This is a genomic window from Pseudomonas sp. 65/3-MNA-CIBAN-0223 (genome assembly GCF_040310425.1).
In the GTDB taxonomy this organism is placed as follows: domain Bacteria; phylum Pseudomonadota; class Gammaproteobacteria; order Pseudomonadales; family Pseudomonadaceae; genus Aquipseudomonas; species Aquipseudomonas gregormendelii.
Genome location: NZ_JBEOPV010000004.1, coordinates 274,480 through 288,746 on the forward strand (window position 1 = coordinate 274,480; position 14,267 = coordinate 288,746).

Genomic DNA, 14,267 nt, shown 5'->3' on the forward strand with positions numbered 1-14,267 from the left:
GTAGGAGCCTTCGGCAGCTCCTACCGGGAGCGCGATTTATGTCGATCGCAAGGGGGCGCTTCAGAGACTGTAATAGTACCCACGGCTGCGCAACGCAATGATGCGCGGGCGGCCGTCGGGGTGAGGGCCGATCTTTTTGCGCAGGTTGCTCACGTGCATGTCCAGGCTGCGATCGTACAGGGTCAGTTTGCGGCCCAGGGCGATCTGCGCCAGTTCCTGTTTATCCAGCGGCTCGCCCGGTTGCTTGAGCAGCGCTTCGAGCAGGCGGCTTTCGGAAACCGTGAGGGTGAACTCCTGTTCGTCGATGCTGACCACGCCTCGCGCCGGGCTGAAGCACAGGTCGCCCAGTTCCACCTGGCTGGACACCGCCGCCGGATGACTGCGCCGTAGCACCGCGCGCAGGCGGGCGGTCAGTTCCCGCGGGTCGCAGGGTTTGGCCAGGTAGTCGTCGGCACCCAGTTCCAGCCCAAGAATCCGGTCCAGGGGTTCGCCACGGGCCGAGAGCATCAATACCGGCAGGTCCGGATGATCGCTGCGCAACTGCTTGAGCAACTCCAGCCCGCTGCCGTCCGGCAACATGACGTCCAGCACCACCGCTGCGGGAGAAGTTTCGGTCAGGGCCCGGCGGGCACTCTGGCCATCGTGGCAGGCACGGACCTGAAAGCCTTCCTGGCCCAGCCAACTGCACAGGAGCTCACACAGCTCCTGGTCATCATCAATTAATAACAGCTCGCTCATGAATCACTCAATTTAGCCATTGCCGAGGTTTTTCGACTTGCTCCGATGGCGAAGATACCGCACAGCAGGGCCAACCGCGCAACTCCCGCCTGATTCCAATCGGTTATTGGGCAGGTTGTCGGCAGGTAAACGGGAAGGATGAGCGATTGAGAACACGATGAACCCGGGAAGGTTCATCGTGGGGGACAAACTAAGGCAGGACTTGCTTGAACGGCTTGACCGAAACGTTGGCGTACACGCCCGCGGCGATGTAGGGCTCGGCGTCGGCCCAGGCCTGGGCGGCATTCAGGGAGTCGAACTCGGCGACGATCAGGCTGCCGGTGAACCCTGCAGCGCCCGGATCATTGCTGTCGACCGCCGGGTGCGGCCCGGCCAGTACGATTCGGCCTTCGCCCTTGAGCTGTTGCAGGCGCTCAAGGTGGGCAGGCCGCGCGGCCAGGCGAGCTTCCAGGGAGTTGGCGACGTCTGTGGCAATGATTGCGTAAAGCATGTCAGTCCTCGGTTTTTGGCGTTGTGGTATCGGTGTCGTGCAGGTGGCGCGACAGGTAGATGCCCTGTGCGACCAGGAACAACAATGTCATGCCCAGGCTGCCGAAAACCTTGAAGTCGACCCAGTAGCTCTGGAACGTGAACGCGACAAACAGGTTGGCGGCTCCGCAGAACAGGAAAAAGCCGATCCATGCGATGTTCAGGCGAGTCCAGACCGGGTCTGGCAGGGTCAATGCATGGCCCATGATGCGCTTGATCAGCAGGCGGTCGCCGATGAAATGACTGCCGATGAACGCCAGGGCGAACAACCAGTTGACCACCGGTGCCTTCCATTTCAGGAAGGTTTCGCTATGAAACGCCAGGGTCATGCCCCCGAACACCAGGCAGGCGATAAGGGTCAGCCACTGGCTCTTCTCCAGCTTGCGCTGGCTGATGAACAGGGCGCCGTAGACCACCAGGGAGCTGATGATCAGCATCGCGGTGGCGCTGTAGATACCGCCTACAGTCAACTCATGGCCGGCGATGTCGACGACCCGTGGATCAAGTTTGTAGACGATGAAAAACAGGAGAAGCGGGATGAAATCGATGAATTGTTTCACAGTGGCAGCCAGAAGCAGGATGTGGCGGCATAATAACAAACATATGGGCGCGCGATAGCGCCAGCTGATTTGAGGTAACACTTCCCCGTGAATGTTGATCTGCACTGCCATAGCACGGCTTCCGATGGCGCCCTGGCGCCGGCGATTCTGGTTGCGCGTGCGTTCGAGAAAGGCGTGCGAGTCCTGGCCTTGACCGATCACGACACCCTTGAAGGGCTGGATGAAGCCCGCACGGCCGCCACGGCGCTGGGCATGCAGTTGGTCAATGGCGTCGAATTGTCCTGCACCTGGGGCGGCGCGACCATTCATGTGCTGGGTTACGGGTTCGATGTAAATGCGCCATCGCTGGTCGAAGCTATCGCCCGGTTGCACGATGGCCGCTGGTTACGGTCCGAGGAAATAAGCCGCAAGCTGGCGCTCAAGGGCATGCCGGGCGCGCTCGAAGGCGCACGGGCCATCCAGCAGGAGTTGGGCGACAGTGGCAACGCGCCGGCCCGTCCGCATTTTGCCGACTGGATGGTGCGCGAAGGTTTCGTCAAGGATCGCGCCGAGGCGTTCCGCAAATGGCTGGGTGCCGGCAAGTTGGGGGACGTCAAGCAGCATTGGCCGACCCTGGAAGAAACGGTAGAAACCCTGCGCGCGGCGAAAGCCTGGGTCAGCCTGGCGCACCCATGGCACTACGATTTCACTCGCAGCAAGCGTCGTCGGCTGATTTCTGACTATATTCAAGCAGGCGGCCACGCCATAGAAGTGGTCAATGGCCATCAGCCCGCCGAACAGGTCGGCAGCCTGGCGATTCTTGCTCGTGAGTTCGGTCTGCTGGTCAGCGCCGGCAGTGATTTCCATGGCCCTGGAGGCTGGTCCGAGATCGGCGAATATCGCCCGCTTCCGGAGGATCTGCCGCCACTTTGGTCTCGATTCAAACATGACCCAATTATTGCCGCCGTCTGAACAGGTAGAGAATGTGAGTCAATTTTTCCAGATTCATCCGGAAAACCCGCAAGCGCGCCTGATCAAACAGGCGGTCGAGATCATCCGCAAAGGCGGGGTGGTCATTTACCCCACGGACTCGTCCTATGCGATTGGTTGCCAGATTGGCGACAAGAATGCGGTTGAGCGTGTGCGTCGCTTGCGTCAATTGGATGAAAAGCACAATTTTGCGCTGATTTGCAGCGATCTTTCGCAATTGGGCCTGTTCGCCAAGATTGATACCGGTACGTTTCGCCTGCTGAAGGCCCATCTTCCGGGCCCCTACACTTTCATTCTCAACGCGACACGGGAAGTCCCGCGGCTGTTGCTGCACCCGAAAAAGCGCACCATCGGCCTGCGTGTGCCGAGTCATCCGATTGCCCTGGCCTTGCTCGCAGAGCTGGGCGAGCCGCTGATGAGCGTGACGCTGATCATGCCGGGTGACACCGATCCCTTGACTGACCCGTACGAAATGCGCCAGCTGCTCGAGCATCAGGTCGACCTGATCATCGACGGCGGCGTCGGCGGGATCAAGGCCTCCACCGTGATCAGTCTTGCCGATGGCGAGCCGGAAGTGATCCGCGTCGGCTGCGGCGACCCTGCGCCGTTCATGGCCGAAGCCTAGATGTCGGCAGTAGAGCCCGTCGACACTCAGGCCGGCGCCCAACAGGAGCTGCCTTTCGCCATGGTCTATGGCCAGGCGGTAATGGAAATGCCGCTGGACCTGTACATTCCGCCGGATGCTCTCGAGGTCTTTCTCGAAGCCTTCGAAGGCCCCCTCGATTTGCTGCTGTACCTGATCCGCAAACAGAACATCAACATTCTCGACATTCCGGTCGCGGAAATTACCCGCCAGTACATGGGCTATGTCGAGTTGATGCAGTCGGTGCGCCTGGAGCTGGCGGCCGAATACCTGGTGATGGCCGCGATGCTGGCCGAGATCAAGTCGCGGATGCTGTTGCCTCGGGCGGAGTCGATCGAGGCCGAGGAAGACGATCCCCGCGCCGAACTGATCCGGCGCTTGCAGGAGTACGAACGGTTCAAGGCCGCAGCCGAAGGCATCGATGGCCTGAGCCGGGTTGGTCGCGATGTCGTGGTGCCCAGGCTTGATGCCCCCGAGGCGCGGGCGCGCAAGCTGGTGCCGGACGTCAGCCTGGCGGAGTTGCTGATGTCCATGGCCGAGGTGCTGCGCCGGGGCGACATGTTCGAAAGTCACCAGGTCAGTCGCGAAGCCTTGTCCACCCGCGAGCGCATGAGCGATGTACTGGAGCGGCTCAAGGGCGGCGGGTTCGTGCCCTTCGTCGAGCTGTTCACCGCCGAGGAAGGGCGCCTGGGGGTGGTGGTGACCTTTATGGCGATCCTCGAACTGGTCAAGGAATCCCTGGTCGAGCTGGTGCAGAATGAGCCGTTCGCGCCGATCCACGTGCGGGCCCGAGCCGAATAACGAGTTGAATCATGAACCTGACTGAACCCCGCGAGCTGGCACCACTGCTTGAAGCCTTCCTGTTGGCCTCGGGAAAACCGCAATCGCTTGAACGTCTGTTTGAACTCTTCGAAGAGGCCGAGCGCCCGGAGCCACCGGTCTTCAAGAAGGCCCTGACGATTCTGGCCAAGTCCTGTGATGGTCGTGCCTTCGAACTCAAGGAAGTCGCCTCCGGCTATCGCCTGCAAATCCGCGAAAAATTCTCGCCGTGGGTCGGGCGCCTGTGGGAAGAGCGCCCGCAGCGCTATTCCCGGGCCATGCTCGAAACCATGGCGTTGATCGCCTATCGCCAGCCGATCACCCGGGGTGAAATCGAGGACGTGCGGGGTGTGGCGGTCAACAGCCACATCGTCAAGACCCTGCTTGAGCGCGAGTGGATCCGCATCGTCGGCTACCGCGACGTGCCCGGCAAACCGGCGATGTTCGCCACCACCAAGGCGTTTCTCGACCATTTCAACCTGAAGAATCTGGACGATCTGCCACCCTTGGCAGAGCTGCGCGAGCTGGAGCCCGACCCGGTGCTCGACTTCGACGACGCCCCCGTACCTGCCAGCCTGCAAGAGCTGGCCGACGCCAGTGCCGAACCGGAGGAGCCCAAGGAGGAAACCAGTTTCCATACCTTGCTGCTGGAACTGGACACCATGGAGGAGGGGCTCAAGACCGATTTCGATGATCTGTTGCGCGATGGTGCGGTGACCCAAAGTGATGAGTTTCAGGATCAGCCTGAATCTGAATCCGAGATTGAGCCTGAGATGGAAGTTGAGGTTGAGGTTGAGCCAGAACCTGCGATTGAAGTTGAACTTCACGCCGAGCCTGACGCCACACTCGAAGAGGAACCGGACGACGATGTGCTTGGCGTTGCCGAAGCTCGCGAAAAACTACTGGCCGCCGTCGCTGCCCTCGAACAGCACAAACCGGAGCCCGAATCTGAGTTGAGTGACGAGGAAGCCGAAGCCCGCGCTCTGGCCGAAGCCATCGAAGCTGAACGCCGCGAATTCGAAGACTGAGGTGCTGCCAAAAGATCGCAGCCTTCGGCAGCTCCTACAGGACCGCGTTTGCCACCGGTATCAATTTGTACCCGGTCATGTAGGAGCTGCCGCAGGCTGCGATCTTTTGACTTTAATTTTTGAGGCCTCAAGTGAGCTCAACCAAAGACCCCTGCATCAGCGTCTGCAAATTCACCGACGACATCTGCATCGGCTGCGGCCGCAGCAAGCGCGAGATCAAGTCGTGGAAGAAGCTCGACAAGGTCGACAAGCGCACCGTGCTCGCCGAAGCCGCGTTACGCCTGATCGCGCTCGGCCCTACCGCTCGGCGCAAAAGCAAATAACCTGGTCTGCCTGCGCTAGTCTCTGATGCGTAAATCCGCGCATGCGCGTATGATTCGCGACCCTTCGGCGATCCCTTCGCCCAAGTACCAGATAGACAACGCTTCAGGAGGCCTTATCAGCGCTTCCTGAACAGACCACACCGGGAGGTGCCCAGATGAGTATCAACGACCAGAAAGACGACCAGGAAATCGGCCCAGCAGGCGAAAAACTGCAGAAGGTCCTCGCCCGTATCGGCGTAGGCTCGCGCCGTGACGTGGAAGCGTGGATCAGCCATGGCCGCATCAAGGTCAATGGCAAAGACGCCACCCTTGGTCAGCGCGTCGACCTGCATGACGCCATCACCATCGATGGCAAGGTGATCAAGCGCGAAGAGGCCGCCGAGTCGGTTCGCCGCGTGATCATGTACAACAAGCCCGACGGTGAAATCTGCACCCGCAATGACCCGGAAGGCCGTCCAACCGTTTTCGACAAGATGCCGCGCCCGAAAGAAGGTCGCTGGATCAATATCGGCCGCCTGGACATCAACACCACCGGTCTGCTGATGTTCACCACTGACGGTGAGCTGGCCAACCGCCTGATGCATCCTTCCTACGAGATGGACCGTGAATACGCGGTACGTGTGCGTGGCGAAGTGGATGACGAGATGATCGAGCGCTTGAAAGCCGGGGTTGTCCTCGAAGACGGCCCGGCCAAGTTCACTGACATCAAGCAGGCGCCAGGTGGCGAAGGCTTCAACCACTGGTACCACTGCGTGGTGATGGAAGGTCGTAACCGCGAAGTTCGTCGTCTGTGGGAATCCCAGGGCCTGGTGGTCAGCCGCCTGAAACGCGTGCGTTTCGGTCCGGTGTTCCTCAACTCCGACCTGCCGATGGGTCGCTGGCGCGAAATGAGCCAGTACGAAGTCGACATCCTCAGTGCCGAGGTTGGCCTGACGCCTGTGGCCATGCCGCAGATGAACGCCAAGAGCAAAGACAAGCTCGAGCGGATGCAGCGCAAGTCGTCGCGTCCGATGGGCACCACCGAGCGTGTACGGACCCTGCGTCCAGCCGCCGGTGCTCCAGCTGCCAACCCGCGTCCGGCCCGTGAGCCGCACATCGAAGGCGAACGTCCGGCCCGCAAGCCGGCGGCTCCTCGCGCCGATGGCGAGCGCGGGCCACGCACGCCGCGTCCGGCCAATGGCCGTACCGAGCGCGGTGAAGGCCGTGGCGCGCCAGCCGGTGGTCGCAGTGATCGCGGCGCTCCCGCCGGTCGCGGTACGCCAGTGGCGGATCGTCCAGCGGACACCAAGCGTCCAGCCAAGCCAGCCGCGAAAAAGCGTCCGGGCATTGTCCTGGTCGACAAGGATGCGCCATCAGGCAAGCGCCGTGGCGCGCCGGCCGGTTCGGGTCAGCGTCCGGGCTTCGGGCGTCGCAAGCCGGAGTGAAGCAGCGGTAAGCTTCAAGCGGTAAGTCGTCAGTGAAAAGCGCCATCCTTCGGGGTGGCGTTTTTTTTGTCTGGCTCAAATGCTGCGGCGCCTGGCAGTCCGCCTTCGCGAGCACGTCGCACCGTCGCTCCCACAGGGTATTGGAGGTGGACGCAGCATTTGTGTTCGGCGGATATCCCTGTGGGAGCCGGGCTTGCCCGCGATGGCACCAGCGAAGACACCAAAGCATGTCGATTGGAAATCCGTCGTTACACGCTGTAACGAGATCTTGACGAATTACCCAGTGCTTCAGCTACTTCCCGCCGGGTGTAAGGAAATCCTTCCGCTAGCCCAGACCTTATGGATTCCCAAGCCCTCTATCGCGCTTGTTTCAACCTCCATAGCAGGATCAGATGCGCCCCATGCCTGCCGTGCAGGTGCATAAAAATAAGGAGGCGCAATGAACGCCGTGACCCAACTCCACCTCTCTCCGAGGGGCGATTTTCCTGTCGTCCCCGTCGAAGACCTGCAAAGGTCTGAATCAGTTTTTGCAGCCGTCCGGCACTGCCGGGGCGGACACAGGCAATCCCGGCAAATGACACGCTGATCCAGCGGGTCTGGCAGCAGGGGGTTACAGGTGTACAATGCGCCGCGTTTTAACTGTGACTTCCTGCGCACCAGCGCAAACCTCAGGGCTATCCGCCTTGTTAACTCCGTTGCGCCACAAGCGCGTCGGGTTCGATTTCGTCACAGATAAAAACAAACAGGTGACGCATGAACGTTGTAAATACGCTGAACTCCTGGTGCTTGCGCTGGGGTTTGATCGGCGCTGCTTGAAATCGCAACCCGAGCAGCACGTCTACTGAACATCATCAAACCTTGCGTGAGACCCTTTTCATGAGTGGACAAAACTCGCATTCAGGCGAGCTGAAACGCGGCCTGAAAAATCGCCATATTCAACTGATCGCCCTCGGTGGGGCGATCGGTACCGGACTGTTCCTCGGCTCGGCCGGGGTGCTTAAATCCGCCGGCCCGTCGATGATCCTCGGCTACGCCATCTGCGGCTTCATCGCATTCATGATCATGCGCCAGCTTGGCGAAATGATCGTCGAAGAGCCGGTTGCCGGTTCGTTCAGCCACTTTGCGCACAAATACTGGGGTGGTTTCGCCGGCTTCCTGTCGGGCTGGAACTGCTGGATCCTGTACATCCTGGTGGGCATGTCGGAGCTGACTGCCGTCGGCAAGTACATCCACTATTGGGCGCCGGACATCCCTACCTGGGTTTCGGCGGCCGGTTTCTTCGTCCTGATCAACCTGATCAACCTGGCCAACGTCAAGGTGTTCGGCGAGGCAGAGTTCTGGTTCGCGATCATCAAGGTCGTGGCGATCGTCGGCATGATTGCCCTGGGCAGCTACCTGCTGGTCAGCGGCAACGGCGGGCCGCAGGCGTCGGTGAGCAACCTGTGGTCCCACGGCGGCTTCTTCCCCAATGGTGTCAGCGGGCTGGTGATGGCCATGGCGATCATCATGTTCTCCTTCGGCGGCCTGGAAATGCTTGGCTTCACCGCAGCAGAAGCAGACAAGCCGAAAACCGTGATCCCGAAAGCCATCAACCAGGTGATCTACCGGATCCTGATTTTCTACATCGGTGCATTGGTCATCCTGCTGTCGCTGACCCCATGGGACAGCCTGCTGGAAACCCTGAACGCCTCCGGCGATTCCTATAGCGGCAGCCCGTTCGTGCAAGTGTTCTCGATGCTGGGCAGCAACACGGCGGCGCATATCCTCAACTTCGTGGTGTTGACGGCGGCATTGTCGGTGTACAACAGCGGCACCTACTGCAACAGCCGCATGCTGCTGGGCATGGCCGAGCAGGGCGATGCCCCGAAAGCCCTGGCGAAGATCGACAAGCGCGGCGTGCCGGTGCGTTCGATCCTGGCCTCGGCGGCGGTCACGCTGATCGCGGTGTTGCTCAACTACCTGATTCCTCACAGCGCGCTTGAGCTGCTGATGTCGCTGGTGGTGGCCACCCTGGTGATCAACTGGGCGATGATCAGCTTCTCGCACTTCAAGTTTCGCCAGCACATGAACAAAACCAGCCAGACGCCGCTGTTCAAGGCGCTGTGGTACCCGTACGGCAACTACATCTGCCTGGCGTTCGTGGTGTTTATCCTTGGCGTGATGCTGTTGATCCCGGGCATCCAGGTCTCGGTGTACGCGATCCCTGTATGGCTTGCCTTCATGTGGATCTGCTATGGCATCAAGAACAAGCGCAGCGCACGGCATGCCTTGCAGCCTGCCGTGAAGTAACGCGGTACGCAGAAACAACAAACCCGGCCATGTGCCGGGTTTTTTTGCAGGTGAGCAGCATAATCTGTGGGAGCTCGCTCCCACAGGGTATCCTGCACCTTCTGAATACGGACACTTTTACCATGCTGGAGATTTCCAACAACGTGCACCTGCCGGATGCCGAGATCGAGCTGACGGCCATTCGCGCCCAGGGCGCCGGCGGGCAGAACGTCAACAAGGTCTCCAGCGCCATGCACCTGCGCTTCGACATCCCCGCGTCTTCATTGCCCGAGTTCTACAAGGAGCGGCTGCTGGCGCTGCGCGACAGTCGCATCACCAGCGATGGCGTGCTCATCATCAAGGCCCAACAGTACCGCACGCAGGAAGCCAATCGCGCCGATGCGTTGGAGCGCCTTGTCGAGCTGATCCAGAGCGCCACCAAGGTCGAAAAGAAGCGCCGCCCGACCAAGCCGACCCTTGGCTCGAAAAAACGTCGCCTCGAGTCCAAGACCAAACGCGGCAGCATCAAGGCCGGGCGCGGCAAGGTCGACTTCTAGCGGGCGTCCCGTTGTTCCCGGTACTTCGGCGCCTGGCGGTACAGATAGATGCTCAGGGCCAGACCGCTAAGGGCGGCAAGCGCGGCGAACAGGAAGATCGAGGCAAAGCCGAACCCTGCGGCGATGGCACCGGCCAATGGCCCGGTGATCCCCAGTGACAGGTCGATAAACAACGAATATGCGCCCACTGCTGCCCCGCGGCTCGAAGCCGGCACCAGGTTCACGGCTTCCACGCCCAGCGCCGGGAACACCAGGGAGAAGCCAAATCCGCTAAGCGCTGCGCCGGCCAGGGCCCAGTGTGCATCCGGTGCCAGCCACAGCAGCAATAGGCCCAGGGTTTCCACCGACAGGCAGGCAATCGCCACGCGAAAGCCCCCGAGGCGGTTGATCAGGTTGCCGAACAGCAGGCGCGCGCCAATGAAGCTGGCACCGAACAGGCTCAGGCAAAGCACGGCGTTGTTCCAGTTTTGCGTGGCGTAATACAGGGTAATGAAGGTGGCGATGGTGCCAAACCCGATGGAGCCCAACGCCAGGCCACAGCCGTGAGGCAACACCCGCCCCAGCACGTGCATGAACGGCAAGCGCTCGCCGATCACGATCGGCGCGGCGGTCTTTGGCCAGGCCAGGGCCAGGCCGATCACCGCCAGCAGCACGATACTCACGCCCATGCTCCACAAGCCCAACTCCCTCACCAGCAGCACACCCAGCGGCGCGCCGACAGCCAGTGCGCCGTAGCTGGCGATGCCGTTCCAGGAGATGACTTTGGCGGTATTCGCCGCACCGACCCGGCCGATGCCCCAGCCGATCGAACCGGAGCCGACCAGGCTTTCGGCGCTGCCGAGCACCAGGCGGCCAATCAACAGGCTGATCAGACTCACCATCGGCAGGCTTTGGGTCCAGGCTGAAATCAGCATGAACACCCCGCTCAGGCCGCAGCCGGCAAGGCCGTACATGACTGCCAGCTTGCTGCCCTTGTTGTCGATGATTTTGCCGGCGTAGGGTCGGCTGAGCAGGGTGGCCAGGTATTGCACGCTGATCACCAGCCCGGCGATCACGGCACCAAAGCCCAGGTCGCTGTGGACATAGCCCGGCAGTACCGCCAGGGGAATGCCGATGTTCAGGTAGCCGATGAAGGTGAAGAGGACGATGGAGACAACTTGCAGCGTGACCGCCAGGGGGCGCTGGTTTTCAGACATGGGTAAAGATCCACGGCAAAGCAGGATAGATAGGCTGCTTATGATAGCGGTGGGAGGGGGCGCAGGTCGTGAAAAAGTAAAACTATTTGCCGGGCGGGGTTGAGTCGGTCGTGGCCGGGGCAACCAGTTGCGTCGTGACCAGGGCGGCCAGGGCGTTTTCCTGGGTGCCGAAACGGGCGAGCAGGGCGGCCTGTTTTTCGGCGGAGAGGCGATTCCAGATAGCGATCATTTTCTCGGCGGTGCCGATCAGGACGCTGGCCTGGTTCTCGTTAAAGTCGTCGTTCATGCGCGGCTCAGGGTCCAGGCGGTGTGGAAAGCGCATGTTAGCGCTTTCCACACGGTCTGGCATTGCCGGTGTCTCAGTCTTCGCTGTCAGCCTTGCGACTGTCAGATGCTTCTTTCGGCTCGGGCTGTTGGGCGCCGGCTTGCTGCGTGGTTGTCTGCTCAGTTTCGTGCAGGCTTGGGAAGGGGAGATTAGGGATCTCGTGCATGTTTCGCGCTCCTCGCAAAGTCTGTTGATAGATCTGGTAGATCCGCGCTTTTACAAAGCTTGGGCAGGATACAGCAGGAGAAATGACAATTAGAGTTTTATCTGGAATTTCTGCGACAGATGGCCGCAGGGGGGGGCGCTCGATCTTGCGATGGTTCCCCGCAGGAGCTGCGTAGGAGCTGCCGAGCCTGCGAGGCTGCGATCTTTTGATTTTGTGTTGAAGGGCAACATCAAAAGATCGCAACCTCGCAGGCTCGACAGCTCCTACGGGGTTGTTTTGCAAACAGGGCTATTTGCAACCAGGGTTACTTGCAGACCTCGGCGATGGCCTCGGCCAGCAGGTCCAGGCGCGTTGCATCGATGCCGGCCACGTTCGCCCGGCCGGTGCCGACCATATAGACGCTGTGGTGGTCACGTAGATTTTTCACCTGCTCCGGCGACAGGCCGGTATAGGAGAACATCCCGCGCTGAACGCCGATGTGGGCAAAACGCTCGCGCAAACCGTGAGGCTCAAGCGCCTCTACCAAACCGCTGCGTAACTGCGCAATGCGCAGGCGCATGGCTTCCACTTCGTCGGCCCACAAGCTTTTCAACTCAGGGTCGCCAAGGATGGTCGCCACCACTGCAGCGCCATGATCCGGCGGTGTCGACCACAGGTTGCGAGCAATGTTGGCCAGCTGGCTGCGTATGTCCACCAGCTTGTCAGCGCTCTGGGCGCAAACAATCAGCGCGCCGGTGCGATCGCGGTACAGGCCGAAGTTCTTCGAGCAGGAACTGGTGATCAGCACTTCCGGCAACTCGGCGGCGAACAGTCGGGTTGACCAGGCATCCTGCTCCAGGCCATCACCAAAACCCTGGTAGGCGAAGTCGATCAGCGGCAGCAGGTCGCGGCTGCGCACGATGTCCAGCACCCGCCGCCAGTCGTCATGGGACAGATCAAAACCGGTCGGGTTGTGGCAGCAGGCGTGCAACAGCACTACGTCGCCCTTGGGCACTTCACGTAGTACCGCCAGCATGGCCTCGACGTCGAGACGGTTATCGCTGCCCACGTACGGGTAATGGCTGACCTTCACCCCGGCTGCCGCGAAAATCGTTTCATGGATCGGCCAGGTCGGGTTGCTCAGCCACACGCCACGGCCCGGCAGGCACTGGGCAATGAAGTCGGCGCTTAGGCGCAGTGCCCCGGTGCCGCCTGGGGTCTGCGTGGCCCCCGCGCGCTGCCCGGCGATCAACGGGGAGTCGGCGCCCAGCACCAGCTCGTTGATCACCTTGCCAAACGCCGGCTCGCCATGACCACCGATGTAGGTCTTGGTGGATTGCTTGTCAACCAGTCGCGCCTCGGCGAGTTTCACCGCTTGCGGGATTGGCGTCAGGCCGTGGGCGTCTTTATAGACGCCCACCCCGAGGTCGAATTTGCGCGGGTTGGGATCCTGCGCATACGCCTCCATCAACCCCAGGATCGGATCGCCAGGCACCCGGCCGATCGAGTCGAAATGCATTATTTGCGGCCCTCGGCGTCCTTGGCCACTTCGTCGGTGCGCGCGGCCATGATGAAGTCGTTGCGGTGCAGGCCCTTGATGGAGTGGCTCCACCAGGTCACGGTGACTTTGCCCCACTCGGTGAGCAGGCCCGGGTGGTGACCCTCCGCCTCGGAGATTTCACCGACCGCGTTGGTGAACGCCAGCGCATGCTTGAAATTCTTGAACAGGAAGACTTTTTCCAGCTGCATGATGCTGTCGCGAACTTCGATGTTCCAGTCCGGGATCTGCTTGAGCAATACCGGCAATTCTTCGTCGCTGACCTGAGGTGCGCCGGCTTGGCAGGCTTCGCAGTGGGCTTGGTTCAGAGCGTTCATGGTGTATTCCTGAATTCGATTCTTGTTTGAAATTACTATCTTTGCGCGCAAGTCGCGAGCGGGATCTGCTCAGGCCGCTTTTGGCTTGGGCGGAAATTTTGGTGCGTGCAAGCCCAGCTGCATGCCTTGCTTGACCATGCCCATGATGTCCTCGTGGGCCAGGTCGAACAGGCGCTTGAGGTTGGGCAGCACGAAGTACAGGGGCTGCAGGATGTCGATGCGGTAAGGCGTGCGCATGCATTCCAGCGGGTCGAAGGCTTGATGTTCAGGCTCATCGGACAGGCAGTAGACGGTTTCTTTCGGTGAAGAAAGGATACCGCCGCCGTAGATGCGCTGGCCCTGGGGCGTGTCGACCAGGCCGAACTCGATGGTCATCCAGTACAGGCGCGCCAGGTACACCCGTTCTTCCTTGGTCGCCTGCAGGCCAAGCTTGCCGTAGGTGTGGGTGAATTCGGCGAACCAGGGGTTGGTCAGCAGCGGGCAGTGGCCAAATATCTCGTGGAAAATATCCGGCTCTTGCAGGTAGTCCAGCTCTTCGCGAGTGCGAATGAAAGTGGCCACCGGGAACTGCTTGTTGGCGAGCAATTCGAAGAAAGTTTGGAAGGGAATCAGCGCAGGCACCCGGGCCACCTGCCAGCCGGTGGTTTCACCGAGCACCTTGTTGATCTCGCCCAGTTGCGGGATGCGGTCGTGGGGCAGACCGAGTTTTTCGATACCGTCCAGGTATTCCTGGCACGCACGACCCTCGATCACTTTCAGTTGGCGAGTGATCAGCGTGTTCCACACCGCGTGTTCTTCGGCGGGGTAATCGATAAAACCTTGCGCATCGGGCTCGCGAGCCACGTATTGCGTCTGCTTCATGCTGCTCT

Annotated in this window: 17 protein-coding genes and 1 pseudogene; 8 read left to right on the top strand and 10 right to left on the bottom strand. The window is 60.9% G+C overall.

Annotated elements, in window-relative coordinates:
• Positions 1 to 60: 60 nt before the first annotated feature.
• The 4 genes and pseudogenes from AAEZ09_RS06260 to AAEZ09_RS06270 all read right to left on the bottom strand — a co-directional run bounded on the left by AAEZ09_RS06260 (position 61) and on the right by AAEZ09_RS06270 (position 1,826).
• On the bottom strand, positions 61 to 738 hold the full coding sequence (locus AAEZ09_RS06260; RefSeq protein ID WP_122837916.1) for a response regulator transcription factor: 678 nt from the start codon (positions 736 to 738) through the stop codon (positions 61 to 63).
• 7 nt (positions 739 to 745) lie between these two features.
• Positions 746 to 827, bottom strand: a pseudogene (locus AAEZ09_RS29385) (translation initiation factor 2); the annotation flags it as partial.
• Positions 828 to 928: 101 nt separating this feature from the next.
• Positions 929 to 1,228 carry a YciI family protein gene (locus AAEZ09_RS06265; RefSeq protein WP_350598661.1) on the bottom strand — a complete coding sequence of 100 codons (300 nt, stop codon included), beginning with the start codon at positions 1,226 to 1,228 and terminating at the stop codon, positions 929 to 931.
• A gap of 1 nt (position 1,229) precedes the next feature.
• The gene (locus tag AAEZ09_RS06270; RefSeq protein WP_122838617.1) at positions 1,230 to 1,826 is read right to left on the bottom strand and encodes a septation protein A; all 597 of its coding nucleotides are present in this window, start codon (positions 1,824 to 1,826) and stop codon (positions 1,230 to 1,232) included.
• Positions 1,827 to 1,913: 87 nt separating this feature from the next.
• Between AAEZ09_RS06270 and AAEZ09_RS06275 the strand changes: the two genes are divergently transcribed.
• The 8 genes from AAEZ09_RS06275 to arfB all read left to right on the top strand — a co-directional run bounded on the left by AAEZ09_RS06275 (position 1,914) and on the right by arfB (position 9,857).
• Positions 1,914 to 2,777 (top strand): PHP domain-containing protein, encoded by an 864-nt coding sequence (locus tag AAEZ09_RS06275; RefSeq protein WP_045058861.1) that lies wholly within the window; start codon positions 1,914 to 1,916, stop codon positions 2,775 to 2,777.
• A 13-nt stretch (positions 2,778 to 2,790) separates the two neighbouring features.
• Entirely contained in the window at positions 2,791 to 3,420 is a 630-nt protein-coding gene (locus tag AAEZ09_RS06280; protein WP_045058915.1) for an L-threonylcarbamoyladenylate synthase, read from the top strand.
• Positions 3,421 to 4,239, top strand: coding sequence for a segregation and condensation protein A (locus AAEZ09_RS06285; protein ID WP_045058862.1), 819 nt, complete (start codon positions 3,421 to 3,423; stop codon positions 4,237 to 4,239).
• Between the two features lie 11 nt (positions 4,240 to 4,250).
• A complete protein-coding gene (gene scpB, locus AAEZ09_RS06290) occupies positions 4,251 to 5,285 on the top strand; it encodes an SMC-Scp complex subunit ScpB (RefSeq protein WP_205891928.1) in 1,035 nt (344 codons plus the stop codon).
• Between the two features lie 131 nt (positions 5,286 to 5,416).
• The gene (locus AAEZ09_RS06295; protein WP_045058864.1) at positions 5,417 to 5,608 is read left to right on the top strand and encodes a DUF1289 domain-containing protein; all 192 of its coding nucleotides are present in this window, start codon (positions 5,417 to 5,419) and stop codon (positions 5,606 to 5,608) included.
• A 155-nt stretch (positions 5,609 to 5,763) separates the two neighbouring features.
• On the top strand, positions 5,764 to 7,032 hold the full coding sequence (gene rluB, locus AAEZ09_RS06300; protein ID WP_045058865.1) for a 23S rRNA pseudouridine(2605) synthase RluB: 1,269 nt from the start codon (positions 5,764 to 5,766) through the stop codon (positions 7,030 to 7,032).
• An 876-nt stretch (positions 7,033 to 7,908) separates the two neighbouring features.
• On the top strand, positions 7,909 to 9,321 hold the full coding sequence (locus AAEZ09_RS06305) for an amino acid permease (RefSeq protein WP_045058866.1): 1,413 nt from the start codon (positions 7,909 to 7,911) through the stop codon (positions 9,319 to 9,321).
• A gap of 122 nt (positions 9,322 to 9,443) precedes the next feature.
• A complete protein-coding gene (arfB, locus tag AAEZ09_RS06310) occupies positions 9,444 to 9,857 on the top strand; it encodes an alternative ribosome rescue aminoacyl-tRNA hydrolase ArfB (protein ID WP_045058867.1) in 414 nt (137 codons plus the stop codon).
• Here arfB and AAEZ09_RS06315 read toward each other — a convergent pair.
• The 6 genes from AAEZ09_RS06315 to phhA all read right to left on the bottom strand — a co-directional run bounded on the left by AAEZ09_RS06315 (position 9,854) and on the right by phhA (position 14,259).
• Positions 9,854 to 11,053, bottom strand: a complete 1,200-nt coding sequence (locus AAEZ09_RS06315) for an MFS transporter (protein ID WP_350598664.1) — start codon at positions 11,051 to 11,053, stop codon at positions 9,854 to 9,856. The two genes, arfB and AAEZ09_RS06315, sit on opposite strands and share 4 nt — an antisense overlap.
• Positions 11,054 to 11,135: 82 nt before the next feature.
• A complete protein-coding gene (locus tag AAEZ09_RS06320) occupies positions 11,136 to 11,339 on the bottom strand; it encodes a hypothetical protein (protein ID WP_350598725.1) in 204 nt (67 codons plus the stop codon).
• 73 nt (positions 11,340 to 11,412) lie between these two features.
• Positions 11,413 to 11,544, bottom strand: coding sequence for a hypothetical protein (locus tag AAEZ09_RS06325; RefSeq protein ID WP_263868325.1), 132 nt, complete (start codon positions 11,542 to 11,544; stop codon positions 11,413 to 11,415).
• A 304-nt stretch (positions 11,545 to 11,848) separates the two neighbouring features.
• The gene (locus AAEZ09_RS06330) at positions 11,849 to 13,042 is read right to left on the bottom strand and encodes an amino acid aminotransferase (RefSeq protein WP_045058869.1); all 1,194 of its coding nucleotides are present in this window, start codon (positions 13,040 to 13,042) and stop codon (positions 11,849 to 11,851) included.
• Complete coding sequence (locus AAEZ09_RS06335; RefSeq protein WP_045058870.1) at positions 13,042 to 13,398, bottom strand: 4a-hydroxytetrahydrobiopterin dehydratase; 357 nt, start codon at positions 13,396 to 13,398, stop codon at positions 13,042 to 13,044. The genes AAEZ09_RS06330 and AAEZ09_RS06335 overlap by 1 nt, the downstream gene beginning before the upstream one ends.
• 69 nt (positions 13,399 to 13,467) lie before the next feature.
• A complete protein-coding gene (gene phhA / locus AAEZ09_RS06340) occupies positions 13,468 to 14,259 on the bottom strand; it encodes a phenylalanine 4-monooxygenase (RefSeq protein ID WP_122837927.1) in 792 nt (263 codons plus the stop codon).
• Positions 14,260 to 14,267: the final 8 nt, after the last annotated feature.

Coding starts and splice junctions, on each gene's coding strand:
- AAEZ09_RS06260 (WP_122837916.1), bottom strand. CDS start 738: ATGAGCGAGCTGTTATTAATTGATGATGACCAGGAGCTGTGTGAGCTC.
- AAEZ09_RS06265 (WP_350598661.1), bottom strand. CDS start 1,228: ATGCTTTACGCAATCATTGCCACAGACGTCGCCAACTCCCTGGAAGCT.
- AAEZ09_RS06285 (WP_045058862.1), top strand. CDS start 3,421: ATGTCGGCAGTAGAGCCCGTCGACACTCAGGCCGGCGCCCAACAGGAG.
- scpB (WP_205891928.1), top strand. CDS start 4,251: ATGAACCTGACTGAACCCCGCGAGCTGGCACCACTGCTTGAAGCCTTC.
- rluB (WP_045058865.1), top strand. CDS start 5,764: ATGAGTATCAACGACCAGAAAGACGACCAGGAAATCGGCCCAGCAGGC.
- AAEZ09_RS06305 (WP_045058866.1), top strand. CDS start 7,909: ATGAGTGGACAAAACTCGCATTCAGGCGAGCTGAAACGCGGCCTGAAA.
- arfB (WP_045058867.1), top strand. CDS start 9,444: ATGCTGGAGATTTCCAACAACGTGCACCTGCCGGATGCCGAGATCGAG.
- AAEZ09_RS06315 (WP_350598664.1), bottom strand. CDS start 11,053: ATGTCTGAAAACCAGCGCCCCCTGGCGGTCACGCTGCAAGTTGTCTCC.
- AAEZ09_RS06320 (WP_350598725.1), bottom strand. CDS start 11,339: ATGAACGACGACTTTAACGAGAACCAGGCCAGCGTCCTGATCGGCACC.
- AAEZ09_RS06325 (WP_263868325.1), bottom strand. CDS start 11,544: ATGCACGAGATCCCTAATCTCCCCTTCCCAAGCCTGCACGAAACTGAG.
- AAEZ09_RS06330 (WP_045058869.1), bottom strand. CDS start 13,042: ATGCATTTCGACTCGATCGGCCGGGTGCCTGGCGATCCGATCCTGGGG.
- AAEZ09_RS06335 (WP_045058870.1), bottom strand. CDS start 13,398: ATGAACGCTCTGAACCAAGCCCACTGCGAAGCCTGCCAAGCCGGCGCA.
- phhA (WP_122837927.1), bottom strand. CDS start 14,259: ATGAAGCAGACGCAATACGTGGCTCGCGAGCCCGATGCGCAAGGTTTT.